This is a genomic window from Nocardia sp. NPDC050712 (genome assembly GCF_040654295.1).
Taxonomy (GTDB): domain Bacteria; phylum Actinomycetota; class Actinomycetes; order Mycobacteriales; family Mycobacteriaceae; genus Nocardia.
In genome coordinates this window covers 1,871,316-1,895,231 of record NZ_JBFAHT010000001.1, presented here as the reverse complement: position 1 = coordinate 1,895,231, position 23,916 = coordinate 1,871,316, and the positions used below count along the sequence as shown (strand labels likewise).

Sequence of the window (23,916 nt, the reverse complement as noted above, 5' to 3'; positions counted from 1 at the left end):
ATTCGCGGAAAAAGTCCACTGAGCGGGAAACGGCGCGGTGGACAACGAGTTTCCGGCTCCGGTTATGCGCCTCCGGCCCTTCGAGTGGCGTGGCGCACAGCCAGCGTGACGATACCGCACCCGCGCACTCCTGTCTGCGCATCCCGCTCCGCGTTCTCGCGCGAGGTGGCATGATGCCGCACAGCATCGCCCGATGCGCGAACCTACTGAAGGAGACTGGAGAACGTTGAGCAGCGAACAGCGGCAATTCGTCCACGGCACGCGTAAGGGACAGCAGCGGCGGATCCTAGGCGGCGCGCGACTTTTCGCCGCCGGAGCGGCCCTGGCGGTGCTCGGTCTCGGAAGTGTGGTGGCAATGCCCCAGGCCGCCGCCGCAGTGCCGAACTGCACCCCCGATGCCGGTCAGCCCAACGGCAAGCAGTGGCCCGCGGAGCCCGGCATGTCCCTCGATCCGGGCACGAACTACACCGCGACGCTCAACACCAGCTGCGGTGCGGTCAGCATCGCGCTGGACGCGGCCAAGGCCCCGCGCACGGTCAACTCGTTCGTCTTCCTGGCCAACGAGAACTACTACAACCACACCCGCTGCCACCGCCTGACCACCCAGGGCATCTTCGTGCTCCAGTGCGGCGATCCCACCGGCACCGGCACCGGCGGCCCCGGCTACCAGGTCCCCGACGAGAACCTGGCGGGCGCCACCTACCCCGCGGGCACCCTCGCGATGGCCAACGCGGGCCCCAACACCAACGGCAGCCAGTTCTTCCTGGTCACCAAGGACTCCCAGCTGCCGCCGAACTACACGCCGTTCGGCAAGGTCACGGCCGGCATGGACAAGCTCACCGCGGTCGCCGACGGCGGCACCAAGGACGGCACGAGCGACGGCGCACCGGCCGCGGACGTGGTGATCGACTCGGTGGCCGTGAAGAACTGACCCTGCACACCGCGAAGGGCCGCGTTTCCGGGTGGAAACGCGGCCCTTCGGGTCGAGCTCAGGCGTTCGGCGGCGGGGCGTACCCCGGCGGCGGACCATAGCCCGGTGGCGGACCCTGCCCCGCGGGCGGCGCGGGCTTGAAGAAGGCGCTGGACTGCTTCTGCCACAGCAGCACGATCGCGGCGAGCCCGACCAGCCAGAGCAGCCCGCTCGAGATCAGGCTCACCGGACTATTGCCACCGGTCGTGCCCAGTACCCCGGCACCCACCAGCCCGAGGACCACGAACAGGGTGTTCAGGCCGAAGAAGACCGACGCGGTGATCCGGGCCCAGTTCTTGCCCGCCCGATTGGCGAAGGCCATCCAGATCCACAGGCCCGCGGAGATCAGGTTCACGACGACCCCGATGGCGACCGAGAACACCACCAGCGAATCCAGCGTTTCCTGGCTGAGCTCACCGGTCTCCTGCTTCAGCAGTTCCTCGCGCACGGCATCGAGCTGGGTGAAGATCAGCAGCGTGCTCAGCACGGTCAACCCGGCGCCCGCGAGCATCGCGTAGAAGGCGTTCTGCACGCTCGGCGGGACCGGCGGCTTGGCGCCCGCCCCCGGACCGTAGGGCTGGTAGGAGCCCGGATAGGGCTCCGGCGAACTCGGGTAGGGCTCGGGCGGCGGGTAAGACATTCGATCTCCTCCTCAATCGGCACCGGAAACGCTACCCGGATTGTCCGATTTCCAATGACCTGGCACACGAGTATCGCCGCCGGGGCGCCGAGTGAAACCCTTTCCGCACACAAAAGCCGCGCTTCCGAACGGAAGCGCGGCCTCTGCGACTGCGTCTTACAGGTACTGACCCGTATTCGACTCGGTGTCGATAGCGCGGCTGGCACTGGCGTTCTTGCCGGTGACCAGCGTGCGGATGTAGACGATCCGCTCGCCCTTCTTGCCCGAGATGCGTGCCCAGTCATCGGGATTCGTGGTGTTGGGCAAGTCCTCGTTCTCGGCGAACTCGTCCACGATCGAATCGAAGAGATGCTGGATGCGCAGGCCCGGCGTGCCGCTGTCGAGGACGGCCTTGATGGCGTACTTCTTGGCCCGGTCCACGATGTTCTGGATCATGGCGCCGGAGTTGAAGTCCTTGAAGTACAGGACCTCCTTGTCACCGTTGGCGTAGGTGACCTCCAGGAAGCGGTTGTCCTCGCTCTCGGCGTACATCCGTTCCACGACCCGATCGATCATCGCGCGCAGGCAAGCCGACTTGTCCCCGCCGAATTCGGCGAGATCGTCGGCGTGCAGCGGCAGATTGTCGATCAGGTACTTGGAGAAGATGTCCTGTGCCGACTCCGCGTCCGGACGCTCGATCTTGATCTTCACATCGAGGCGGCCGGGGCGCAGGATCGCGGGGTCGATCATGTCCTCGCGGTTGGAGGCGCCGATGACGATGACGTTCTCCAGGCCTTCGACACCGTCGATCTCCGAAAGCAGCTGCGGCACAACGGTGGTCTCCACATCGGAGGAGACGCCCGAACCACGGGTGCGGAAGATCGAGTCCATCTCGTCGAAGAACACGATCACCGGGGTGCCTTCCGAAGCCTTCTCCCGGGCCCGCTGGAAGATGATCCGGATGTGACGCTCGGTCTCGCCGACGAACTTGTTCAGCAGCTCGGGACCCTTGATGTTGAGGAAGAAGGACTTGGCCTCCTTGGCATCCTCACCGCGGGCTTCGGCGATCTTCTTGGCCAGCGAGTTGGCGACGGCCTTGGCGATCAGCGTCTTACCGCAACCGGGCGGACCGTAGAGCAGCACGCCCTTGGGCGGGCGCAGCGCGTACTCGCGGAACAGGTCCTTGTGCAGGAAGGGCAGCTCCACGGCGTCGCGGATCTGCTCGATCTGCCGGCCCAGGCCACCGATGTCGGTGTAATCGACATCCGGCACTTCCTCCAGCACCAGGTCTTCGACCTCGGCCTTGGGGATGCGCTCGAACGCGAAACCCGCCTTGCTGTCGACCAGCAGCGAATCACCCGGCCGCAGTTTGCGAATCGGACGATCGGGATCGTCCATATCGTCTTCCTCGGCGAGCTTGGACAGCGGACCCGCCAGCCACACCACCCGCTCCTCGTCGGCATGGCCGACCACCAGCGCGCGGCGTCCGTCGTCGAGAATCTCTCGCAGACTGCCGATTTCGCCGACCGCGTCGTAGACGCCGGCCTCCACGACGGTGAGCGCCTCGTTGAGGCGGACCGTCTGGCCGTATTCGAGGGTCGCGGTATCGATGTTCGGCGAACAGGTCAACCGCATCTTGCGCCCGGAGGTGAACACGTCGACCGTCTGATCGTCATACACCCCGATCAGCACGCCGTATCCGCTCGGCGGCTGGCCGAGCCGATCGACTTCCTCGCGCAACGCGACGAGTTGCTGCCGCGCTTCCTTGAGGGTGTCCATCAGCTTGGTATTGCGAATGGTCAGCGAATCTACGCGGGACTCCAATTCCCGTGCGCGATCGGGTGAATCGGCAAGTTGCCTGCGGAGCGCAGCTGCTTCGGCGCGTACCGCCTCGAGCTCTCTCCAGGCCGCCGAATCCGAATTCTCGATGGGGCTCATGTGCTGCTCCTCCCAGTCCCGGTCTATCAACGCTACCGGGCGTGAACGGTTCTCGCCTTCCGACACGGTTTCGTCGTGATCACATCTGGGCTGCGATCGACCGCCATCCATCCATGTTAGCCTGCCCTAACCCGAACCTGGCGAGCACTCTCGCCGCTCGAGCCGAAAGGTTGCTGACTCAATGCTCCTTCCCAAAGGGAAAGTCCGTCTGTCTATGGCTAGCGCCCTGGTGGCCCTTGCCGTTACGGCCGGTGTAACCGGTTGTGGTTCCGACGATAAGTCCGACACCGCCACCGGCACCAGTACCTCGGCGACAACCAGTGCCGCGGGTCACGGCGACCACGCCGCCGCGACCGCCCCTTCGGCCGCTGACCTGCAGGCCACGCTGCTGCTGCTGGCTGATCCGGCCAAGCCGACCGCCGACAAGACCGCGGTCGTCGTCGACGGCGCCAAGCGCCAGGCCAACATCGAAGCGTTGAACCAGGCGCTCGCGGGCTACGGCGCGCTGACCTTCGCGGTCAGCGACGTCAAGGTCGAGGGCACCAAGGCGACCGCGCAGGTGGTCACCACCTCGCCGCACGGCGCCGCGCCCGCCATGCCCATGACCTGGGAACATGTCGATGGCAAGTGGAAGCTGACGGACGCGAGCGCGTGCACCATGCTGGCTTTCGTGGCGCCCTGCGCGCCCTAGCTCAGCCCTTCGAGGGCCGCCGCTGCGGTTTCGGGGTGACCGTACCCTCGGCCAGGCGGCGCGCGCTCACCAGGAACGCGGTGTGGCCCTGCATACGGTGCTCGGGCCGCACCGCGAGGCCGACCACGTGCCAGCCCCGGACCATGGATTCCCAGGACCGCGGCTCGGTCCAGCACTCCTGTTCGCGCAGCGCCTCGACTACTTTCGACAACTGCGTGACGGTCGCCACATAGACGATCAGGACACCGCCGGGAACCAGCGCCTTGGATACCGCCGGCAGGGCGTCCCAGGGGGCCAGCATGTCCAGCACGACCCGATCCACGGGCGCGCCGTCGTAGTTCGCGACGTCGGCGACCGTCAGCGACCAGTTAGCCGGACGTTCGCCGAAGAACGTCTCCACGTTCCGGACGGCGTGCTCGGCGTGGTCGTCGCGGATCTCGTAGGAGATGACCTCACCCTGCGGGCCGACCGCGCGCAACAGCGAGCAAGTCAGCGCGCCGGAGCCCGCGCCGGCCTCCAGCACGCGCGCGCCGGGGAACATGTCGCCCTCGTGCACGATCTGGGCGGCGTCCTTCGGGTAGATGACGGCCGCGCCGCGGGGCATCGAGAGCACGTAATCGACCAGCAGCGGGCGCAGCGCCAGATACGGGGTGTTGTTGGTGGAGGTGACCACCGTGCCCTCGTCGGCGCCGATCAGCGCGTCGTGCTTGATGCCGCCGCGATGGGTGTGGAACTCCTTGCCCTCCTCCAGGACGACCGTGTAGAGCCGCCCCTTGGCATCGGTCAGCTGCACCCGGTCACCGATGGTGAAAGGCCCGGTCCGTCTGGCCGTCATGTATCTCCGTTCCGCTTGCTGTCTTTATGTCAGTGCCCCCGGATAGCCTGCCAGGTATGTCTGCGTCCGCGTGCAAGCCCCCCGCCGATCTCACCCCCGAGGCCGGGCCGGAGCGTGTTTCGGCGCGGCGCAGGCCGGCGCTGTCGCCCTCGCGGGCAATCGATTTCAAACAGTGCCCGCTGAAATACCGGCTGCGAGCGATCGATCGGATCCCCGAGGCGCCGTCGCGCGGCGCGGTGCGCGGCACGGTGGTGCACGCCGTCCTGGAAGACCTGTACGGCCTGCCGGCGCCCGACCGCGTGCCCGAGCGTGCGGCCGCGCTGATCGCGCCGGCCTGGGCCCGCGTGCTGGCGGGCCGCCCCGAGGTCGGGTCGCTGATCGACACGGACGGGCTGGAACAGTTCCTCGGCGAGGTGCGCACGCTGCTCGACAGCTACTACCGCCTGGAAGATCCGACGCGCTTCGAGCCGGAATCGCGGGAGGCGCAGGTCGAGGTGGAGCTCGGCGACGGCGTGGTGCTGCGCGGGTTCGTCGACCGGATCGATGTCGCGCCCACGGGCGAGCTGCGGGTGGTCGATTACAAGAGCGGCCGCGCCCCCGGGCTCGCCCAGGAGACCAAGGCGCTGTTCCAGCTGAAGTTCTACGCGCTCATGGTCTTACGCGTGCGCGGCATCCTGCCCGCGCAGCTGCGCCTGATCTACCTGTCCGATGAGCAGATCCTGACCTACGCCCCCGACGAGGAGGAGCTGCTCCGCTTCGAGCGCACCCTCTCGGCATTGTGGGAGGCGATTCTGGAGGCCGGGCGCACCGGCGAGTTCCAGCCGAACACCAGCTGGCTGTGCGGCTATTGCGACTACAAACCCCTGTGCCCCGCCTTCGGTGGCACTCCCCCGCCCTATCCCGGCTGGCCCGCCGGTGTCCAGGAGTCGCCCGAGGAGACGCTGGCCGACGCCGTCGCGGAGTAGACGGCGCCGGCCGGCGTCCCGCTCAGATACTGAAGTTACGGAACAGCAGTACCGAAAGGCCCAGGCCGACAATCAGGTTGACGACGACCGCGGAGCCGAACACGGCGATCGGCCGCCAGCCCGCCTCGCGCAGCCCGCGCAGCGAGAACTCCAGGCCGATCGAGACGAATGCCAGGATCAGGAACGAGGTGCGCAGATCGTTGACGATCGCGATATGCGCGGCGCCGCTCTTCTTGTCCGCCGACTGCAGGTAGAGGGTGCCGATCACCGACGCCGCCACGAACCCGAGGACGAACTTCGGGAACCGCTCGAAGAACTGGCGGGCCGAGGGCCGGGCCGCACCGGGCTGTCGCTCCACCCGCAGGGTGAAGTAGGCCGTCAGCGCGATCGCCACGACGCCGATCAGGGCGTTCTGGGTGGTCTTGACGATGGTGGCGATCTTGAGCGCGTCCTCGCCCGCCAGCGCACCGGACGCGGCGACCGCGGCGGTGGTGTCGATATTGCCGCCGATCCACGCACCCGCCACCGCGTCCGACAGGTTGAGCACGTCGGCCAGCCACGGCAGGAGGAAGATCGAGGGCAGCGCGAAGATGATCACCAGCGAGGCCGCGTAGGCGATCTGCTCGCGCTTGGCCTGCACCGCGCCCGCGGCGGCGATGGCCGCGCTCACACCGCAGATCGACACCGCCGAGGACAGCAGCGCGCGCAGCTTGTCGTCCAGGCCGAGCACGCCGCCGAACCACCAGGTGAAGCCGAACACCGCGGTGATCAGCAGCAGCGCCTGCAGGATCGACGGGCCCGCCGCGGTCACCAGGATCTTCAGGTTGATCGAGGCGCCGAGCAGCACCACGCCGGTCTTGATGAAGAACTCGGTGCGGAATCCGGCCGAAAGCCGTTCCCGCAGATTCAACTTCGTGAGCACCACGTTGCCGATCAGGCCGAGCACGATGGCGTACACCGGGAACTCGACCGACTTGGCGATGCGCTGGAACGGCGTGTCCTTGGCCCAGATCGGCCCGTGCGCGTCCAGGTAGCGGGTCACCAGGCCGAGAGCGAGCACCACGGCGATGCCCGCCGCGATCTCGCCCTTGGACGGCTTCGGAATCGCCTGTAGCGCGGCCGTTTCCGACTTGACCGGTGTCTCCGCGGTTTGCTCGGACATCACTTCACCAGCCATTCCGGCGACACCAGCCAGGCCGGGATCGCCCCGGCCAGGACCAGCGCGATGAGGATCAGGCCGACGATCGCCGCCAGCCAGTCCTCGTTCAAAGCAAAAGTGCGGCCCGGGCTTTCCTCGGGTGGTGGCTGCGACACGGTCGGTGACTCCTTGCGTTCCTCATCTGAAGGACACAAGGTACGACGGCCGAAAACCGCGCACACCCGTTGTGCTCACCGTGAATTCATCGGTGGACGCGCCAGGAGTCAGAAGGCGCGGCAGGACCGGATATCGAAGGCCAGGATCGCCTTGGCGCCCAGATCCGCGAGCTGGTCCATGACCTCGTTGCCTTGCTTGCGCGGCACCATGGCGCGGATCGCGATCCAGTTCTCGTCGGCCAGCGGCGAGACCGTGGGCGATTCGAGGCCGGGAGTGATCTTGACGGCCTGCTCCAGCAGTTCCCGCGGGCAGTCGTAGTCCAGCATGATGTACTGCTGGCCGAAGACCACGCCCTGGATGCGGGCGATGAGCTGGTTGCGGGCCCGCTCGTTCTGGTCGGAGCCGACCTGCTCGATCAGCACGCCCTCGGAGTCGCACAGCGAGGGGCCGAACGCGACCAGGTTGTGCTGGCGCAGGGTGCGACCGGAGCCGACCACGTCGGCGATGGCGTCGGCGACGCCGAGCTGGATGGAGATCTCCACCGCGCCGTCCAGGCGGATCACCTCGGCCTCGACGCCGTTGGCCTGCAGGTCGGCCAGCACCAGGCTCGGGTAGGAGGTCGCGATGCGCTTGTCCTGCAGGTCCGCGACCTGCCATTCGCGCCCGGCGGGTGCGGCGTAGCGGAAGGTGGAGCGGCCGAAGCCGAGCGAGAGCCGTTCCTGTACCGGCGCACCGGAATCCAGCGCGAGATCACGGCCGGTGATGCCGAGGTCGAGCTCGCCGGAGCCGACGTAGATGGCGATGTCCTTGGGCCGCAGGAAGAAGAACTCCACCTGGTTGGCCGGATCCAGCACGGTCAGATCGCGGGAATCGGTGCGCTTGCGGTAGCCGGCCTCGGCCAGGATGGAGGTGGCGGATTCGGACAGAGCGCCCTTGTTGGGGACTGCGACGCGCAGCATGGGAGGGGTTTCCTTTCGGGGAGGGTCAGCGGGAAGAGGTGCGGACATCACAGATGTCGGTACACGTCTTCGAGCTTCAGCCCCCGGCCCACCATCAGCACCTGAACCCAGTAGAGCAGCTGCGAGATCTCCTCGGCGAGCGACTCGTCGCTCTCGTGCTCGGCGGCCAGCCAGACCTCGCCGGCCTCCTCGAGCACCTTCTTACCCTGGGCATGCACGCCGGCGTCCAATGCGGCCACGGTGCCCGAACCCGCGGGGCGGGTGGCGGCACGATCCTGCAGCTCGGCGAACAGGGATTCGAAGTTCTTCACGGAGGAGATTCTTTCAGACCCGGATGCGGCCGGGTTGCTCACCCCGCCGCGGACCACGAATGGCCCGGGCGGGGTGTCCCGGCGGTGCGCTACCGCGCGCTGAGCAGCGCCGTCAGATCCGCGACCGCCGTGCGCAAGTGGCCCGCGAAGGCGTGCATCTGGTCGGCGACCGGTTCCGGGGTGGCGAGGTAGAGATTCCAGCGGTCCGGCAGCAGCACATACGCGACGCCGATGCAGGTCGGGCTGGTGGACCCGAAACCGAAGTACTCGATATTGACCGAGGGCGCGGAACTGGTGCTCAGGTAGTCGTTGCGCATGATCTGCCAGCCCGGGCTGTCGTAGAGCGGGATCGGCTCGGTGACGCCGAGCTCGGCGCCCCGGCGGCGCTGGATCCACTGCAGTTCCCAGAGGTGCTGCTCGGGCGCCTCGCCGGCTTGGCACTGTTTGGCGCGCTCGACGTGGGCGCGGGCCGCGGTCGAGGCCGCCGCCAGCCGGGCCTCGTGATCGGCCGCGTCGTCCTGCATCGCGTCGACGAAGGCCACCAGCTCCGGCGTCACCACCCGCATCGCCTCGGTCCGCCCGTTGCGCCACTGCCGGGTGGCGATGGATTCGTAGGTGGCGCCGGTGAAGCCCTTGGTGCGCCGATGCGCGAGCTGGTAGCTCAGCTGCGCGAACGCGTCCGGCGAGATGCCGAGCTGCTTGGCCCGGGTGGTGCCGAAATCCTCGAAAGAGACCGTGGTGGTGGCGTTTTCCGCGGCGTAGCGCGCGAAGTCCGCGCCCGCGGCCGCGATATCGGCACGCTGCGCCTCGGTCAGCACGAATTCGATCGGCCTGGCGAGCGGGGCGCCCTGCGAGCGCGCACCCGAACGCGCGGTGTGCTCCGCGACGGGCGTTTCCAGCAGGCTGTCCACGAAGGACAGGATGGTGGTGCCGTCCAGGTTGCAGTGCTCGACGTTGATCCCCGCCCGGCCGTCACCGAAGACCAGGAAGGAGACCGCCTTGTCGAACCAGCGGTTGCCGCTGTCGCCGTGCAGGAGCTGGTCGCAGGCCTGCAAGGTGTCGAGCGGGGCGAGGTCTTCCAGGCACAGGCAGAACAGCGCGGTCTCGATCGTCTCCAATGCCGCGACGTTGACCGGCTCGGCGCGCAGCGCCGCCCGGTCGGCCGCCCATTCCGCGCGGGCCTTGGTGGTGAGGTGCCCCACGGCGGTGTCGGCGGCGGCGGGCTGCGCGGTGTCCAGCACGTTGCGCAGGGCCGTGGTCAGGTCGTCGAAGGCGTAGGGCGCGCCGTCGGGACCGATGACGTCGAGGCGGAACGCGTTGCCGCGTGCGAACACCACGATGTGGCGCGCGGTCGAGGGCCCGGGCGCTTCCGCGCTGTAGGGCGCGCGCACGCTGTCCTGCTCCGCACCGGGAATTCTGGTCTCGGAGAACAGGTATTTGTGCTGCCACATCGTCAGTTGCTGACCGCGCTGGGTGGCGGCCTCGACGGTCTCGGTGTCCAGGGCGAGCTTGTAGGCGACCGCGGCCGAGACGATCGCGGCCGCCCGGTCCACCTGGTCCGCGCTGGTGGACGCCGCCAGCGCCGTGTCGTCGCGGAACAGGAAGAAGAAGTTCGCGTTCAGCGCGATGCGGTCGCGGCGGCCGAGGTAGCGCGAGGGCCAGAACAGGTCGAGCCAGCTGCCCACGCCCGGGGTCTGATCGTATTCGGCGAGGGCCGCCTGCAACGTCGCGCCCGGGCCGTCCGGGCGCAGCAGATCGGCGACCGCGGCCTCGGTGGTCGCGTATTCCGCGGCGGTGAGCAACGGGGCGCACCACCGCAGGAAACGCTCGCCGCTGTCCTCCAATGTCGGCAGCGGCACCCGGGGCAGGTGGTCGTCGGCGGCAAAGGTTCGATCACTCAACTGGGATTCCTCGTATTCGATGCGATGGTGCGGGGAATTTCGGGGCGGGACAGGTAGAGATTGGCGTAGAGCCGGCCTTGGTCTTCGTGGTCGGCGGTGTCGATGCCCTTCGCGGCCAGCTGGTCGAGCACTTGCGCACGTTCGCCGGCCGAGGCGAACCGGCGCTGCTCGAACATTCCGGGTAGTCGCTCGGTGCGATACCCCAGTGTCGCCAGTTCCGCCTCGATCGGCGCGAAATCGAACATTCGCAACACGAAATGCGCCATCCACGGCGGGCGCTGGGGGCGCACGGCCGCGATCCGCGCCAGTGTCTTCTCGGTCACGTAGCCGACGCAGCCGGTGGAGATCACCAGGTCGGCGGTGGCCAGCAGGTCGCGTTGCTCGTCGGTGGGTTCGGTGGCTTCCAGATCGGCGTGCACGGTGTCGTCCAGCAGGCCCGCTGCCTGCGCGTAGTCCAGTGCGGGCCGGGAGGCGTCCATGCCGAGGAAGCGCAGCTCCGGCCGCTGTGCCGCGGTGGCCAGCCGGGCGCGATCGCGGGCGATCAGCTCGGTGCGGGTGAGGTCGGCCGCGTCGCCGTAGTGCCGGGACAATTCCGCCATATCGGTGCCCAGCCGCAGCAAAGCGGCGTTGACGCCGTAGGAGCACCCGATGTCCAGGACGGTCAGGACGGCGGCGCCGGTCGCGGCGCGGCACTCGCGGATCTGCTGTTCGAAGTGCGGGCGGGCCAATTCCGGTATGCGGTAGTCCAGATCGGCCAGGCGGGAGTAGTAATCGCGAGGATCGGGACGGTCGTAGATGTCGTCGAAGGAGGCTTTCCCGGTCGTATGCAACGGCACTGGCACAGTCGTCGTTCCTCTCGAGCGGGCGCGGTGCCGCTCAGTCGAGCAGTTGGTCGCCGCGGACCGCGCGGGCGGCTAGGTGATCGGGCAGGACGCGGCCGAACAGTTGGCGGGTTCGTTCCACGGTGCCGATCACACCCGGACGGTCGGTGTAGGCGAAGATCGCCGAATGCCGTTGTGCGGCACCGGATACCGGCGAGACGCGATGCAGGGAGAAGCGGCCCTGGAAGAGCTGTAGATCTCCGGGGCGCAGCTCCAGGCGCTGGATGTGGCCTGCGCCGGAGCCGGTGAGCACGCTGCGGACGGCGTCGAGGTTCTCCGCCTGCGGCGCACGAATATTGGGGCAGTACTCGAAGACGCCGCCGGACTCGGCGGGCTGGGTGAGCATGCTGACGGTGAATTCGTTGGTGTCGAAATGCCAGGGGTGCGACATGCCGGGCGCCACCACGTTCAGGCACAATCCCGCCAGCGGGTCGGCGAATTCGTGCAGCTCGGCCAGGCCGAAACAGTCGGCGACGAAACGCTGGAACGCGGCATCGGTGTAGAGCCGGTGGATCAGCGCGGCAGCGGGGATCCGGTCGCGCGCCACGAAGGCGTTGCCGCGTTCCAGCACGATCCGGCCCGGATGGTCCGGCGGCAGTTCGGCATCGAGCGGAATGTTGTAGGCGTTGACCTGTTCGCTCTCGTAGTGCGCGTGCGGCGCCAGCGCCGCGCCCTGCGCCCGCAGCGTCTCGACCAGCTCGGGCCGGATGAACCCGCGCAGCACCGTGCAGCCATGATCGGCCAGCTCCGCGCGCGCCTGCGCCACCACCGCGCTGCGGCCCGCACTCGCGGGATCCGCCAGCGGATAGCGGGCGGTGTCGACGAGCTCTTCCAAGTCCCCCGGCACTGTCATGACGCTATTTTTGTCGACCGATCCGATCCGCGCGCCGAAATGATCTGCCCGTGAGCACTGTCACAGTCGGTCAACAGACCAGTTGTGTTGTAGGACAACATTTCTCACAGGCCTTTGTGCGCCGCCACCCGACCCGTCGGCGGCACCGCGCGAGCCGCGCGTAGCACCCCACCGACATATACCCACACTTGGTGGCAGTTATGTTGCGGGACAGGAACTCTCGCGGCCCGGATCAGGCGATGTCGCGTCGCACCCGCGCCAGGTCGGCGTGCGTGAGCCCGACCAGGGTGTCGCGGAATACGCGGCCCGGTCCGGGCGGGACCGCTATCTCGCAGGGCACGACCAGCACCGCGCAGCCGGCGGCCTCCGCCGCCCGCGCACCGGTGGGGGAATCCTCGATGGCGACACAGTGTTTCGGGTCGACGCCGAGCAGTTCGGCGGCGCGCAGGTAGATGGCGGGGTCCGGCTTGCCCGCCAGAACCTCGTCGCCACAGATCGAGACGTCGAAGAAGTCGCGACCCAGGGTGTCCAGGCCGTATTCGGCCAGGGAGCGCTGGGTGTTGGTGACCAGCGCGCTGCGCAGGCCCGCCGCGCGAACCATGGCCAGGGCGTCCTTCGCGCCGGGGCGCCACGGGATCGGGCCGGTCATCAGCTCGGCGACGCGGCGTTCCAGGAAATCCCGCGCCTTCTCCACCGCGCCCACCGTCGGCTCCAGGCCGAGGCCGGTGAAGATGATGCGCATGGCGTCCGGGCCGGCGCTGCCGATCAGCGCGTGCCGGATCTCGTCGGTCATCTCGTGCCCGAGCTCCCGGGCGAGTTCACGAACGGCGATGTCCCACAGCTTCTCCGAATCGAGCAGCGTGCCATCCATATCCCAGAGAACCGCGGCCAGCGCTGTCACGTTCGGTGCATCTCCTAGTAAGCGATCCGGGACCCGGCTGGTCGCCGGATCGTTCACCAGGGTAATGGTCAGGCGTTGGACGCGGAGATGAGCAGGCGGCCGGTCTCGGAGGAGACCCGGAACCAGCGGGTCTCGGTGCTGGTCTGGCCGTTGGTCTTCACGTAGCTGATCGAGGCGGTGGCACCGTCACCACTCGGGTTCACGTTGCCGACCTGGACGGACCGGATCGAGCGCCAGAACGAGGTGTAGGCGCCGAGGCCGCCGGTCTGGGCCTGGTAGCTGGGCGAGAGCTGACTCCAGGCGCCGTCGATATTGCCCGGCAGCATGCTGTAGTAGCCCTGGATGAACTGCGCGACCTTCTCCGGCGTCGGCGGACCGGCCGGTGTGGTGGTCGGCGGGGGCGTCGTGGTGGACGGCGGCGGCGTGGTCGTGCTGCTCGGCGGTGCGGTGGTGGTGCTCGTCGGCGGATTCTGCGGCTCGCGCTGCACCGGCGCGCCGCCCTCGGCCGACGACGGCGCGGCGGGCTCGGTGGTATTGCTCTGCTGGGCCACCGGCGGCGACTCGTCCCCCGAGTTGCGGGTCAGCAGCAGGAACGCGGCCAGCAGTACGGCCACGCCGGCAATCGCCACCAGCGCCAGGGTCTGCTTGTTCGGACCGCCACCCTCGCCCGCTCCCCCGCGCAGCGTGTCGCTGGCTCTCGGGGGTGGCGGCGGGCTGGCGTGCTGGGCCGCGGGCGCGGCGGCCGGGATGAATTCGGTGGCGCCATCCTTGTCGCCGGGCGCGGACAGCACGGTGGTGGCGTCCCCGCCGGGAGCGGGCATGACCTTGGTGTTCACCGGAGCGGCGGCCAAGGCCGGAACCCGCCCGGCCGCAACGGCTTCGAGGGCTTCGCGGGCCTCCCGCATGGTCGGGCGGGCATCGATATTGGGTGCGAGCAGCCGCAGCAGCACCGGGGCGAGCTCGCCTGCCTGCTTCGGCGGCGGGATCTGCCCCCGGGCCACGGAATGCAGCACGGCCAGCGGATTGTCACCCTCGCCGAACGGCGGCAGACCCTCGACGGCCGCGTACAGGGTCGAGCCGAGGGCGAAGACATCGGAGGACGGTTCGGGGTTCTCCCCGCGCGCTACCTCCGGGGCCAGGTAGGCCGGGGTGCCGGCCAGGAAACCGGTGGCCGTGACGGTGACGTCGCCGACGGCGCGGGAGATGCCGAAGTCGGTGATCTTCACGGTGCCGTCGTCGGCGACCAGGATGTTGGCGGGCTTGACGTCGCGGTGCATGATGCCGGCCTCGTGCGCGGCGGACAGCGCGGCCGCGGCCTGCGCGCCGATGCGGGCGACCTCGTCGAACGGGAGCGTCTGATGGCCGGAGAGCTTGGCCGCCAGGCTGGGGGCGTTCATGTATTCCATGACCAGCCAGGGCTGGCCGTCTTCCTCGGCCACGTCGAAGACGGTGATGGCGTTGGGGTGATGTAGTCGGGCCGCGATCCGGCCCTCCCGCATCGCCCGCAGCTTCGCCTCCAGCGCGGCGGAGCGCGAGAGCCCCGGGCCGAGGATCAACTGCTTGACCGCGACCGTGCGCCGTAGTCGGACATCGGTGGCACGCCACACCACACCCATGGCACCGGTACCGATCGGATCTGTCAGCCGATACCGTCCAGCGATCAACCGGTCCGCGGTCATTGGGTTGTGCCCCTCCTGCTTTCACGCCGAGCTCGAGGGCAGTTGGGTGGCGTTCGCATCCGCCGACTGCCCCGGATGCAGTTGCAACAGCTTCGACAATGGCATACCCACCCGACAGACATCCACCAACTCGCCGGGTAACTTCTTGCCGACGAGTCGAATCCCGTGCCTGCCGGTACCGGATAACGCCCTGATTTACGTTCCGCGACATGCGATTACGCGGACGATGGACCCTGGCCGACCGAGTGAGGACCGTCACAACGTCCCACTCGGTCGGATTACCTAGGCATTGAAGTACTTCGCCTCCGGATGCAGCAGCACGAACGCGTCGGTCGACTGCTCGGGATGCAGCTGCAGTTCCTCGGACAGGACGACACCGATCCGGCCGGCCTGGAGCAGGTCGACCAGTTTGGCCCGGTCCTCCAGATCGGGGCAGGCGCCGTAACCGAAGGAGTAGCGAGCGCCACGGTAGCCGAGCTTGAAGTAGTCCTGGACATCGGTGGGGTCGGATTCGGCGACCGCATGGCCCTCCACCGTCAGTTCCTCACGGACCCGGCGGTGCCAGTACTCGGCCAGCGCCTCGGTGAGCTGCACGCCGATCCCGTGCACCTCGAGGTAGTCGCGGTAGTTGTCGCCGGCGAAGAGCTCGTTGGCGAAATCGGCGATCGGCTGCCCCATGGTGACCAGCTGGAACGGCAGCACATCCACCTGACCGGTCTCCTTCGCCTTGGCGCGGGAGCGGATGAAGTCGGCGATGCACAGGAACCGGTCGCGCTGCTGGCGCGGGAAGGTGAACCGATACCGTTCGGGGGCATCGGGATTCGGCTCGGTGAGCACGATGACGTCATCGCCCTCCGACACTGCCGGGAAATAGCCGTAGACCAGCGCGGCGTGCTGGAGCACGTTCTCGGTGGAGAGGCGGTCCAGCCAGTACCGCAGCCGGGGCCGGCCCTCGGTCTCGACCAGTTCCTCGTAGCTGGGCCCCTCGCCGCCGCGCTGGCCGCGCAGGCCCCACTGGCCCAGGAACAGGGCGCGCTCGTCGAGCAGCCCCGAGTAATCCTGCAGCGCAACGCCCTTGATGACACGGGTGCCCCAGAACGGCGGCACCGGCACGGGCAGGTCCGCGGCCACGTCGGAGCGCTCGGGCACCACGACCGGCACCTCTTTGGCCTTGCGCTCCTCGGCGATCCGCTTGGACCGCTCGTGCCGGGCCTTGCGCTCGGCGGTCTTCTCGCGCTCGGCGATGGCCTGCGGGCTGTTCGGGTCGATGCCGCCGCCGCGCTTGACGGTCATGATCTCGTCCATCAGCCGCAGGCCCTCGAACGCGTCGCGGGCGTAGTGCACGTGGCCCTCGTAGACCTCGGTGAGGTCCTGCTCGACGTAGGAGCGGGTCAGCGCGGCACCGCCGAGCAGGACCGGGAACTGCTCGGCCACGCCCTTGGCGTTGAGCTCCTGCAGGTTCTCCTTCATGATCACCGTCGACTTCACCAGCAGCCCGGACATGCCGATGACGTCGGCCTTCTTGTCCACGGCGGCGTCGAGGATGGTGGCGATCGGCTGCTTGATGCCGAGGTTGACGACCTCGTAGCCGTTGTTGGACAGGATGATGTCGACCAGGTTCTTGCCGATGTCGTGCACGTCGCCCTTGACCGTTGCCAGCACGATCCGGCCCTTGCCGGAATCGTCGGTGGCCTCCATGTGCGGTTCCAGGTAGGCGACGGCGGTTTTCATCACCTCGGCCGACTGCAGCACGAACGGCAGCTGCATCTGGCCCGAGCCGAACAGCTCACCGACGGTCTTCATGCCCGAGAGCAGGGTCTCGTTGATGATCTGCAGCGGCGGCACCTCGGCCATGGCCGCTTCCAGATCGGCGTCCATCCCGGCCTTCTCGCCGTCGACGATGCGCCGTTCCAGGCGTTCGAACAGCGGCAGCGCCGCGAGTTCTTCCTGGCGGGAGGCCTTGGTCGAGGAGGTCGACACACCCTCGAACAGCGCCATCAGCTTCTGCAGCGGGTCGTAATCCTCACCGCGCCGGTCGTAGACGAGATCCAGCGCGGTCTGGCGCTGCTCCTCCGGGATCCGGGCCATCGGCAGGATCTTGGAGGCGTGCACGATCGCCGAATCCAAACCGGCCTCGACACATTCGTGCATGAACACCGAGTTCAGCACCTGGCGCGCGGCCGGGTTCAGGCCGAAGGAGATGTTGGACAGGCCCAGCGTGGTCTGCACCTGCGGGTGCTTCCGCTTGAGCAGGCGGATGGCCTCGATGGTTTCGATGCCGTCCTTGCGCGACTCCTCCTGGCCGGTGCCCAGGGTGAAGGTCAGGGTGTCGATGATGATGTCGGATTCGAGCAGACCCCAGTTGCCGGTGATGTCGGCGATCAGGCGCTCGGCGATCGCGACCTTGGTCTCGGCGGTGCGGGCCTGACCCTCCTCGTCGATGGTCAGGGCCACCACGGCGGCGCCGTGCTCGGCGACCAAGGCCATGGTCTGCTGGAACCGCGATTCCGGGCCGTCGCCGTCCTCGTAGTTGACCGAGTTCACCGCGCACCGGCCGCCGAGGTGTTCCAAACCGGCTTGCAGGACGGGGGTTTCGGTGGAGTCCAGCATGATCGGCAGGGTGGAGGAGGTCGCCAGCCGCGCGGCCAGGGCTTCCATGTCCTTGGCGCCGTCACGGCCGACGTAGTCGACGCACAGGTCGAGCATGTGCGCGCCGTCGCGGGTCTGGTCCTTGGCGATATCGAGGCACTTCTGCCAGTCCTCGGCGAGCATCGCCTCACGGAAAGCCTTGGAGCCGTTGGCGTTGGTGCGCTCGCCGATCATCATGATCGAGGCGTCCTGCTCGAACGGCACCGCCGTGTACATGCTGGACACGCTCGGCTCGTGCTCGGGGTGCCGGCGCTCCTCGACGGCGGGCAGCGACTTCTCCACCTCGCGCACCGCCTCGGCGACCTGACGGATGTGCTCGGGTGTGGTGCCGCAGCAGCCGCCGACCAGGGCCAAGCCGTACTCGGAGACGAACCCGCGCAGCGCGATCGCCAATTCCTCAGGCGTCAAGGGGTATTCCGCGCCGTTCGGGCCGAGCACCGGCAGACCGGCGTTCGGCATCACCGACACCGGCAGCTGCGCGTGCTTGGACAGGTGGCGCAGGTGCTCGCTCATCTCGGCCGGGCCGGTGGCGCAGTTCAGGCCGATCATGTCGATGCCGAGCGGCTCCAGCGCGGCCAGGGCCGCGCCGATCTCGGAACCGACCAGCATGGTTCCGGTGGTCTCCACGGTGACGTGGGTGATGATCGGGATCCGGCGCCCGGCCTGCTCCATCGCGCGGCGGCTGCCGGTGATCGCGGCCTTCACCTGGAGCAGGTCCTGACAGGTTTCGATCAGGATGGCGTCGGCGCCGCCGTCGAGCATGCCGAGCGCGGACTCGACATAGGCGTCGCGCAGCACGGTGTAGGGCGCGTGGCCCAGGGTCGGCAGCTTGGTGCCGGGGCCCATCGAGCCCAGCACGTACCGGGGGGTGCCGTCCGCGGACGGGCCCATCTCGTCGGCGACCTCGCGGGCCAGGCGGGTGCCCTTCTCGGACAGATCGCGGATCCGGTCGGCGATGTCGTAGTCGGCCAGGTTCGGCAGGTTGCAGCCGAAGGTATTGGTCTCGACCGCGTCCGCGCCGGCCTCGAAGTACGCGCGATGGATATGCCGCAGCACATCGGGGCGGGTGTCGTTGAGGATCTCGTTGCAGCCCTCCAGGCCGCGGAAATCGTCGAGCGTCAGGTCCGCCGCCTGCAACATGGTGCCCATCGCACCGTCGCCGATGACGACACGGCGAGACAGCGTGTCGAGAAGCGTGGTATCGAACGCGGCGGATCGGGACGCAGACATGCGTACAAGCCTAAAGGGCACCGCCGACATACCTATCAACCGCCACCACCGCAGGTGAGAGGGACGTGTGCCAGACCACACACACGCTGCGGACCGCGGCCGTGTCCTTCCTATATGACACAGCGCGTGCCGTGCCCACACCGTAGGGTGAACGGGTGAACCCCAGTGAAACTCCCGAGTCGGAACTGCCGACGCTGCGGGATCCCGTGCTGGTCGCCGCCTTCGAGGGCTGGAACGACGCGGGTGACGCGGCCAGTGGCGCGGTGGAGCATTTGGAACTGATCTGGGACGCCGAGCCCCTAGCGGAACTCGATTCCGAGGACTACTACGACTACCAGGTGAACCGTCCGACGGTGCGCCAGGTCGACGGCGTGACCAGGGAGATCCAGTGGCCGTCCACCAGCCTGTCGGTGTGCTCGCCGCCCGGCAGCGAGCGCGACGTGGTGCTGCTGCGCGGTATCGAACCGAATATGCGCTGGCGGAGTTTCTGCGGTGAGCTGCTCGCGATGATCGAGCAGCTGGGTGTGAACACGGTGGTCATCCTGGGCGCGTTGCTCGCCGACACCCCGCATACCCGGCCGGTGCCGGTCACCGGGTCCGCCTACAGCAAGGAAGCCGCCGAGCGCTTCAACCTGGAACAGACCCGCTACGAGGGACCGACCGGTATCACCGGGGTCCTGCAGGATCAGTGCGTGCGCGCCGGCGTGCCCGCGGTGTCGTTCTGGGCGGCGGTGCCGCACTACGTCTCCCAGCCGCCCAACCCCAAGGCCACCATCGCGTTACTGCACCGGGTCGAGGATGTGCTCGACATCGAGGTCCCGCTCGGTGAACTGCCCAAGCAGGCCGAGGACTGGGAAGGCGCCGTCAACGAGATGACCGTCGGCGACGAGGAGATCAGCGAGTACGTGCGCTCGCTGGAGGAACGCGGCGACGCGGCGGTCGACATGAACGAGGCCATCGCCAAGATCGACGGCGACGCCATCGCGGCCGAGTTCGAAAAGTACCTGCGCAGGCGAGGTCCCGGGAGTTTCGGGCTGTAATCATCCGGGGGGCAGGCGCGACGATCCGTCGCGCCTGACCCTCAGGCTTCGATGTGGCCGGGCGGACCCTGCAGGTCTTCGACGGTCCACACCTGGGCCGACGCGTCCTGGGCCAGCTTCGCGATCAAGATGTCGCGGGGAATCGTCTGGCCGGCAAAATGATCGAGTGAGGGAACCACGACGTGGTGCGCGTCGGCGCGCTTGAGTTCCTGCGTCAGCTCGGCGAACGCCGTGCCGTCACCCGAAGTCGATTCATGGAAAGTCGCGGCGAAGCAGAGTCCTTCGGCCTCCGCGAGGGTGCTCATCGCGTCTTCGAGCTCCTCGCAGTGGCCGTCGGCCAAATCGTCCCGCAAGTATCCATAGATCAACGCTTCCACCCGAACCTCCGTTGGTCATGGGTCGCCAGTGCATTGTTCGGATCCCCCGGAGCGGGGGTAATGCGATGTGGGGCAGTAGATCGGCAAACTGTAGCCGTTCCTTCTTCAGGATGTCGGACGCCATGTTGCAAATGCAGGTGTCAACCCGATGACATCTCTGTGCCCTATTCGGTCCGCTGAGCGTTAACTGGTGCGATACTTGGACCGTGGCCGCTGGAGACGATCGACCCGTCTGGGCTGTCCGGATGCGCTCCGAGCGCGACGCCAGGGGGTGGTCCCAAGCCGATGCCGTGCGGGTAATGCGCGCCAAATCGTCGCACAATTTGCCGACAGACAGTACGCTACTGCGTAATTGGCGCCGCTGGGAGTCGGGCGAGTCCCGCCCCGACGACTTCTACGCCCCCATCATCGCCGCCGCCTTCGACACCGTGACCGCGGCGTTCTTCCCCAAATCCCGGCCCAACCGCGACGACGAACTACTCTCCGCGACCGGGATGGACACGCTGGAATTCATTGGCCGCCTGCGGATGTCCGATGTCTCGGCGGCCACCCTGGACGCCATCCGGATCACCGCCGAACGGCTGTGCTGCGAATACCCTTACGCCGACCCGCATTCCCTGCACAGCGAGGGAACCGCCTGGTTGCGCCGCATCACCTCGCTGCTCGACGGCCGGCTCACCCTGGCCCAGCACCGCGAAATCCTGGTGCTGGCCGGGTGGGTCGCGCTGCTCGTCGGCTGCGTCGACTACGACCTGGGCCGGCGCACCTCCGCCGAAGCCACCCGCCGCGCCGCCTGCTCGCTCGGGCACGAAGCCGACCATCCCGAGATCATCGGCTGGGGCGCGGAAATGTCGGCCTGGTTCGCCCTGACCCAAGGTAACTACCGGGGTGCCATCGAGGCGGCCGACAACGCTCTCGACCCGTCCAGATCCCTTGGCGTGGGTGTTCAGCTGGCCGCCCAGCGCGCCAAGGCCTGGGCCCGTATCGGCGACCGCGCGGAGGTCGAACGGGCCCTCGGCACCGGCCGAGCGATCTTAGAGCGACTCGAACCACCCATCAATCTCGACAACCACTTCGTCGTCGACCCACAGAAGTTCGACTTCTACGCCATGGACTGCTGCCGCGTCGCCGGCGAGGACAAACTCGCGGAAACCTATGCCCGCGAAGTGATCCGCAACTCCACCCGCGCCGACGGCACCATCCGCAACCCGATGCGCGTCTCCGAGGCCCACCTCACCCTCGCCGTCGTCGCCGTCCGCAACCGCGATCTCGAACTCGCCGTAGACGAAGGCATGCGCGCCTTCTCCGGCAAACGCCGCTCCCTCCCCTCCCTCATGTGGATCGCCGGCGAAGCCGCCCGCGAAATCATCGAACGCTTCCCCTGCGACCCCCGCACCCGCATCTACCTCGATCAGTTACGGTCGCTGTCGCCGGAGTAGGCCCGTCCACCAATCATTTTCACCCGTTGATGTCGTCCGAGTTCGTGCCGACAGAGAGATCATCGGGACGCGGCGGCCACGGTGGCGCCACTATTCGCTGCCCGGTCCACGGATCGATGGCGGCAATGGGAAACACTGCCGGGGAGAACACTTCGGATCTATCCCACATCAGGGTGTCCTCGAAGAACACCATGGCGGAGACTTCGGGGCCGCGCTCGGGAACGATCAGTCGCCACCCATTGCCGAGGGCGATGCGCAAGCCCCCGGATTTGAACAGCACCGGCGACAGAATCGGTGCCGAGACCATCCGCTCCACTTCGGCCTGTGGCCAATAGGTGAGAGCGTGCCGACCCGGCGCATCCTCGGCTATGGACCCGTACGCCATCTCAGCTCCGAGCCCGACCACGATCCGAAACGACCTATCCGTGACGAATTCGACCTCGCCGGTATGCCAGATCGTGCGCACAACCCGACTCCCGCGCATCGGTTGCAGCACCCAGCGGTCCTCGTACTCCTTGATCGTGTCTCGATCGCCCACGTCATTCATCCAACTCGTCGAGAATGTTTCCGCCGGGAGGCGGCGGAGCCCAAGTAGCGCAGTCGAATCAGGCAGTGAGCGAAACCACAGGGTTGCCGGATTCGGACAACTGTAGCCAAGCGGGCAGCGGTGGCGCGCACGTCGAAGTGCCGAAGTGGCAGGTCATTCCCGGCTTGGCGAACACGCCGCAAACCGGACACGCGGGGTTCTTCCGTCGGAGGGCGACCTACCCGCTACTACCCTGTTCCCGGTGACCGACTCCGCCGACGGGCCTGCGCTGGAAGAGACGCAGCGGGCCGACTTCGAATTCAGCGACGAGCGGCTGCGACTGTTCTCCTTCGCGACCGCGGAGAAGCGCGGCGACTACCTGTGGGTGTTGCGGGCGTTCGACAGTGCGCGGGCCGCGTATGTGGTGTTGCTGCATGCCGATGATGTGGCGGAGTGGATTCGGCGTAACAGTGCGGGGGCGGCGGAGTTGAGCGGGGCCGAGATCGGGCCGCTGCTTGATCAGTTGCATCAGTGGGGTGTGCTGGAGCGGTCCTATGACGGGACGCGGGCGGCGACGCTGGCCGAATACCGCAATCGGCATTACGTGTATCAGTTCTCGCAGGCGGGGTTCCAGGCGTATCGGGCGGTCGCGGGGGTGCTCGCGGCGCGGCTGGACGAGGCGGCGCTGTCGCGGCTGGTGCTGCCGGAGTTGCTGGCCGACCTGAACGCGCTGGCCGCGGCGAACACCGCCGGCGATGCCGAGCGGGTGTATCGCACGCTGCGGCGCCTGGATGCCGCGCTCACCGACATGGCGGCGCGGGCGGCGCATTTCTATCTCTCGCTCGGCGATATGGTGCGCACCACCGAGATCACGCCGGAGGCGTTTCTCGTGCACAAGGACGCGCTGCTGGCGCACATGCGCGACTTCAGCATGGATCTGGCGCGGTTCGCGCCGCGCCTGGCGAACGCGATCGGCGACATCGAGGAGACCGGCGTCGACGAGCTGATCGAACGGGCTGCGGGCTGCGACGAGCGGGTGCTGCTGAGTCCGCAGGAGCGGGAGGCGGATTGGCGGGCGCGCTGGCAGGGCCTGCGCACCTGGTTCGTGGCGGCGGAGCCGGGCGATTCCACCGAGGCGGACCGGCTGCGCGAGGCGACGATGAGCGCGATCGCGGCGGTGCTGTCGCTGCTGCGGCGGGTCACCGAGACGCGCCGCGGCGGGGTCAGCCGGGAGTCGGCACTGCGGCACCTGGCCGGCTGGTTCAACGCCGCGCCGTCCACCGACAGCGCGCACGCACTGTTCGACACGGTGTTCGGCCTGGGCCGCCCGCGGCACCTGTCGATGGAGCACCCGGACGCGGATCTGATTCCGCCGGGCCGGTCCTGGTGGGAAGCACCGCCTTTGGAGATCTCGCGCACCCTGGCCGAGACCGGCCGGCCACCGCAGGCGGGCGCGCCGGCCCGGATCCAGCGCAACGACGCGAGCGTCCGCCGGTTGCGCGAAGCCCAGTTGGGCGCGCAGCGGGCGCGCGCCGAGGCCGCGAAATCGCTGGCGTCGGCGAATATCTACGAGCGCGAACTGGACGACGGCGAGACCGAGGTGCTGCTGCGGCTGCTCGACGCGGCGTCGACGGCGTGGGTGCCGGTCAGCGGCCGGGTCGAGGGCACCACCGGGTCCGACAACGGTGTGACGCTGACGGTCTCGAGTCATCCGGGTTCGACCGTGGTCCGCACCTCCCGCGGGCTGCTCCATCTCAACGGCCGCAAGCTCGACGTGCGGGCGAAGGGCGGTCGCGCGTGACGCACCGCGGCCGACATTTCGATCTATGTGTCCCCC

General features: G+C 68.2%; 21 protein-coding genes. 6 read left to right on the top strand and 15 right to left on the bottom strand.

Annotated elements, in window-relative coordinates; all coding sequences use genetic code 11:
• Positions 1 to 226 precede the first annotated feature (226 nt).
• Positions 227 to 931 carry a peptidylprolyl isomerase gene (locus tag AB0H76_RS09135; RefSeq protein ID WP_357319569.1) on the top strand — a complete coding sequence of 235 codons (705 nt, stop codon included), beginning with the start codon at positions 227 to 229 and terminating at the stop codon, positions 929 to 931.
• A gap of 58 nt (positions 932 to 989) precedes the next feature.
• Here the strand turns inward: AB0H76_RS09135 and AB0H76_RS09130 are convergent, their stop codons facing one another.
• Positions 990 to 1,610, bottom strand: a complete 621-nt coding sequence (locus AB0H76_RS09130; RefSeq protein WP_357319566.1) for a hypothetical protein — start codon at positions 1,608 to 1,610, stop codon at positions 990 to 992.
• Between the two features lie 156 nt (positions 1,611 to 1,766).
• On the bottom strand, positions 1,767 to 3,527 hold the full coding sequence (gene arc, locus AB0H76_RS09125; RefSeq protein ID WP_357319563.1) for a proteasome ATPase: 1,761 nt from the start codon (positions 3,525 to 3,527) through the stop codon (positions 1,767 to 1,769).
• Between the two features lie 214 nt (positions 3,528 to 3,741).
• On the opposite strand from arc, the gene AB0H76_RS09120 reads away from it, so the two are divergent.
• Complete coding sequence (locus AB0H76_RS09120) at positions 3,742 to 4,218, top strand: hypothetical protein (RefSeq protein ID WP_357319560.1); 477 nt, start codon at positions 3,742 to 3,744, stop codon at positions 4,216 to 4,218.
• A gap of 1 nt (position 4,219) precedes the next feature.
• On the opposite strand, the gene AB0H76_RS09115 is transcribed toward AB0H76_RS09120, so the two are convergent.
• Complete coding sequence (locus AB0H76_RS09115; protein WP_357319557.1) at positions 4,220 to 5,053, bottom strand: tRNA (adenine-N1)-methyltransferase; 834 nt, start codon at positions 5,051 to 5,053, stop codon at positions 4,220 to 4,222.
• A 56-nt stretch (positions 5,054 to 5,109) separates the two neighbouring features.
• Here AB0H76_RS09115 and AB0H76_RS09110 point away from each other — a divergent pair, with 56 nt between their 5' ends.
• Positions 5,110 to 6,018, top strand: a complete 909-nt coding sequence (locus AB0H76_RS09110; protein WP_357319554.1) for a RecB family exonuclease — start codon at positions 5,110 to 5,112, stop codon at positions 6,016 to 6,018.
• Between the two features lie 22 nt (positions 6,019 to 6,040).
• Here the strand turns inward: AB0H76_RS09110 and AB0H76_RS09105 are convergent, their stop codons facing one another.
• The 10 genes from AB0H76_RS09105 to metH all read right to left on the bottom strand — a co-directional run bounded on the left by AB0H76_RS09105 (position 6,041) and on the right by metH (position 18,697).
• Positions 6,041 to 7,180 carry a putative sulfate exporter family transporter gene (locus AB0H76_RS09105; RefSeq protein WP_357319551.1) on the bottom strand — a complete coding sequence of 380 codons (1,140 nt, stop codon included), beginning with the start codon at positions 7,178 to 7,180 and terminating at the stop codon, positions 6,041 to 6,043.
• Complete coding sequence (locus AB0H76_RS09100; RefSeq protein ID WP_357319548.1) at positions 7,180 to 7,332, bottom strand: hypothetical protein; 153 nt, start codon at positions 7,330 to 7,332, stop codon at positions 7,180 to 7,182. The genes AB0H76_RS09105 and AB0H76_RS09100 overlap by 1 nt, the downstream gene beginning before the upstream one ends.
• Positions 7,333 to 7,440: 108 nt before the next feature.
• Complete coding sequence (gene hisG, locus AB0H76_RS09095; RefSeq protein ID WP_357319546.1) at positions 7,441 to 8,292, bottom strand: ATP phosphoribosyltransferase; 852 nt, start codon at positions 8,290 to 8,292, stop codon at positions 7,441 to 7,443.
• A gap of 47 nt (positions 8,293 to 8,339) precedes the next feature.
• A complete protein-coding gene (locus tag AB0H76_RS09090) occupies positions 8,340 to 8,603 on the bottom strand; it encodes a phosphoribosyl-ATP diphosphatase (RefSeq protein WP_194813789.1) in 264 nt (87 codons plus the stop codon).
• Between the two features lie 89 nt (positions 8,604 to 8,692).
• Positions 8,693 to 10,504, bottom strand: a complete 1,812-nt coding sequence (locus tag AB0H76_RS09085; RefSeq protein ID WP_357319543.1) for a choline/carnitine O-acyltransferase — start codon at positions 10,502 to 10,504, stop codon at positions 8,693 to 8,695.
• Positions 10,501 to 11,346, bottom strand: coding sequence for a class I SAM-dependent methyltransferase (locus tag AB0H76_RS09080; RefSeq protein ID WP_357319540.1), 846 nt, complete (start codon positions 11,344 to 11,346; stop codon positions 10,501 to 10,503). The genes AB0H76_RS09085 and AB0H76_RS09080 overlap by 4 nt, the downstream gene beginning before the upstream one ends.
• 34 nt (positions 11,347 to 11,380) lie before the next feature.
• Positions 11,381 to 12,238: an arpA protein gene (locus tag AB0H76_RS09075; protein WP_357319537.1), complete on the bottom strand. Its 858-nt coding sequence runs from the start codon at positions 12,236 to 12,238 to the stop codon at positions 11,381 to 11,383.
• A 232-nt stretch (positions 12,239 to 12,470) separates the two neighbouring features.
• Positions 12,471 to 13,139: an HAD family phosphatase gene (locus tag AB0H76_RS09070; protein ID WP_357319534.1), complete on the bottom strand. Its 669-nt coding sequence runs from the start codon at positions 13,137 to 13,139 to the stop codon at positions 12,471 to 12,473.
• Positions 13,140 to 13,207: 68 nt separating this feature from the next.
• A complete protein-coding gene (locus AB0H76_RS09065) occupies positions 13,208 to 14,818 on the bottom strand; it encodes a serine/threonine-protein kinase (protein WP_357319532.1) in 1,611 nt (536 codons plus the stop codon).
• A 282-nt stretch (positions 14,819 to 15,100) separates the two neighbouring features.
• Positions 15,101 to 18,697 carry a methionine synthase gene (metH, locus tag AB0H76_RS09060; RefSeq protein WP_357319529.1) on the bottom strand — a complete coding sequence of 1,199 codons (3,597 nt, stop codon included), beginning with the start codon at positions 18,695 to 18,697 and terminating at the stop codon, positions 15,101 to 15,103.
• Positions 18,698 to 18,852: 155 nt separating this feature from the next.
• On the opposite strand from metH, the gene AB0H76_RS09055 reads away from it, so the two are divergent.
• Complete coding sequence (locus AB0H76_RS09055; RefSeq protein WP_357319527.1) at positions 18,853 to 19,737, top strand: PAC2 family protein; 885 nt, start codon at positions 18,853 to 18,855, stop codon at positions 19,735 to 19,737.
• Positions 19,738 to 19,778: 41 nt separating this feature from the next.
• On the opposite strand, the gene AB0H76_RS09050 is transcribed toward AB0H76_RS09055, so the two are convergent.
• A complete protein-coding gene (locus AB0H76_RS09050) occupies positions 19,779 to 20,114 on the bottom strand; it encodes a hypothetical protein (RefSeq protein ID WP_357319524.1) in 336 nt (111 codons plus the stop codon).
• A 323-nt stretch (positions 20,115 to 20,437) separates the two neighbouring features.
• On the opposite strand from AB0H76_RS09050, the gene AB0H76_RS09045 reads away from it, so the two are divergent.
• Positions 20,438 to 21,553, top strand: coding sequence for an XRE family transcriptional regulator (locus AB0H76_RS09045; protein ID WP_357319521.1), 1,116 nt, complete (start codon positions 20,438 to 20,440; stop codon positions 21,551 to 21,553).
• 19 nt (positions 21,554 to 21,572) lie between these two features.
• Here the strand turns inward: AB0H76_RS09045 and AB0H76_RS09040 are convergent, their stop codons facing one another.
• Positions 21,573 to 22,100, bottom strand: a complete 528-nt coding sequence (locus AB0H76_RS09040; protein ID WP_357319518.1) for a hypothetical protein — start codon at positions 22,098 to 22,100, stop codon at positions 21,573 to 21,575.
• Between the two features lie 268 nt (positions 22,101 to 22,368).
• On the opposite strand from AB0H76_RS09040, the gene AB0H76_RS09035 reads away from it, so the two are divergent.
• Entirely contained in the window at positions 22,369 to 23,880 is a 1,512-nt protein-coding gene (locus AB0H76_RS09035) for a TIGR02677 family protein (protein WP_357320545.1), read from the top strand.
• Positions 23,881 to 23,916: the final 36 nt, after the last annotated feature.

What these genes read in the sequence shown, in the direction of transcription:
- AB0H76_RS09130 (WP_357319566.1), bottom strand. Translation starts at nt 1,610, where the DNA reads ATGTCTTACCCGCCGCCCGAGCCCTACCCGAGTTCGCCGGAGCCCTAT.
- arc (WP_357319563.1), bottom strand. Translation starts at nt 3,527, where the DNA reads ATGAGCCCCATCGAGAATTCGGATTCGGCGGCCTGGAGAGAGCTCGAG.
- AB0H76_RS09120 (WP_357319560.1), top strand. Translation starts at nt 3,742, where the DNA reads ATGGCTAGCGCCCTGGTGGCCCTTGCCGTTACGGCCGGTGTAACCGGT.
- AB0H76_RS09115 (WP_357319557.1), bottom strand. Translation starts at nt 5,053, where the DNA reads ATGACGGCCAGACGGACCGGGCCTTTCACCATCGGTGACCGGGTGCAG.
- AB0H76_RS09110 (WP_357319554.1), top strand. Translation starts at nt 5,110, where the DNA reads ATGTCTGCGTCCGCGTGCAAGCCCCCCGCCGATCTCACCCCCGAGGCC.
- AB0H76_RS09105 (WP_357319551.1), bottom strand. Translation starts at nt 7,180, where the DNA reads ATGTCCGAGCAAACCGCGGAGACACCGGTCAAGTCGGAAACGGCCGCG.
- hisG (WP_357319546.1), bottom strand. Translation starts at nt 8,292, where the DNA reads ATGCTGCGCGTCGCAGTCCCCAACAAGGGCGCTCTGTCCGAATCCGCC.
- AB0H76_RS09075 (WP_357319537.1), bottom strand. Translation starts at nt 12,238, where the DNA reads ATGACAGTGCCGGGGGACTTGGAAGAGCTCGTCGACACCGCCCGCTAT.
- AB0H76_RS09065 (WP_357319532.1), bottom strand. Translation starts at nt 14,818, where the DNA reads ATGACCGCGGACCGGTTGATCGCTGGACGGTATCGGCTGACAGATCCG.
- metH (WP_357319529.1), bottom strand. Translation starts at nt 18,697, where the DNA reads ATGTCTGCGTCCCGATCCGCCGCGTTCGATACCACGCTTCTCGACACG.
- AB0H76_RS09040 (WP_357319518.1), bottom strand. Translation starts at nt 22,100, where the DNA reads ATGAATGACGTGGGCGATCGAGACACGATCAAGGAGTACGAGGACCGC.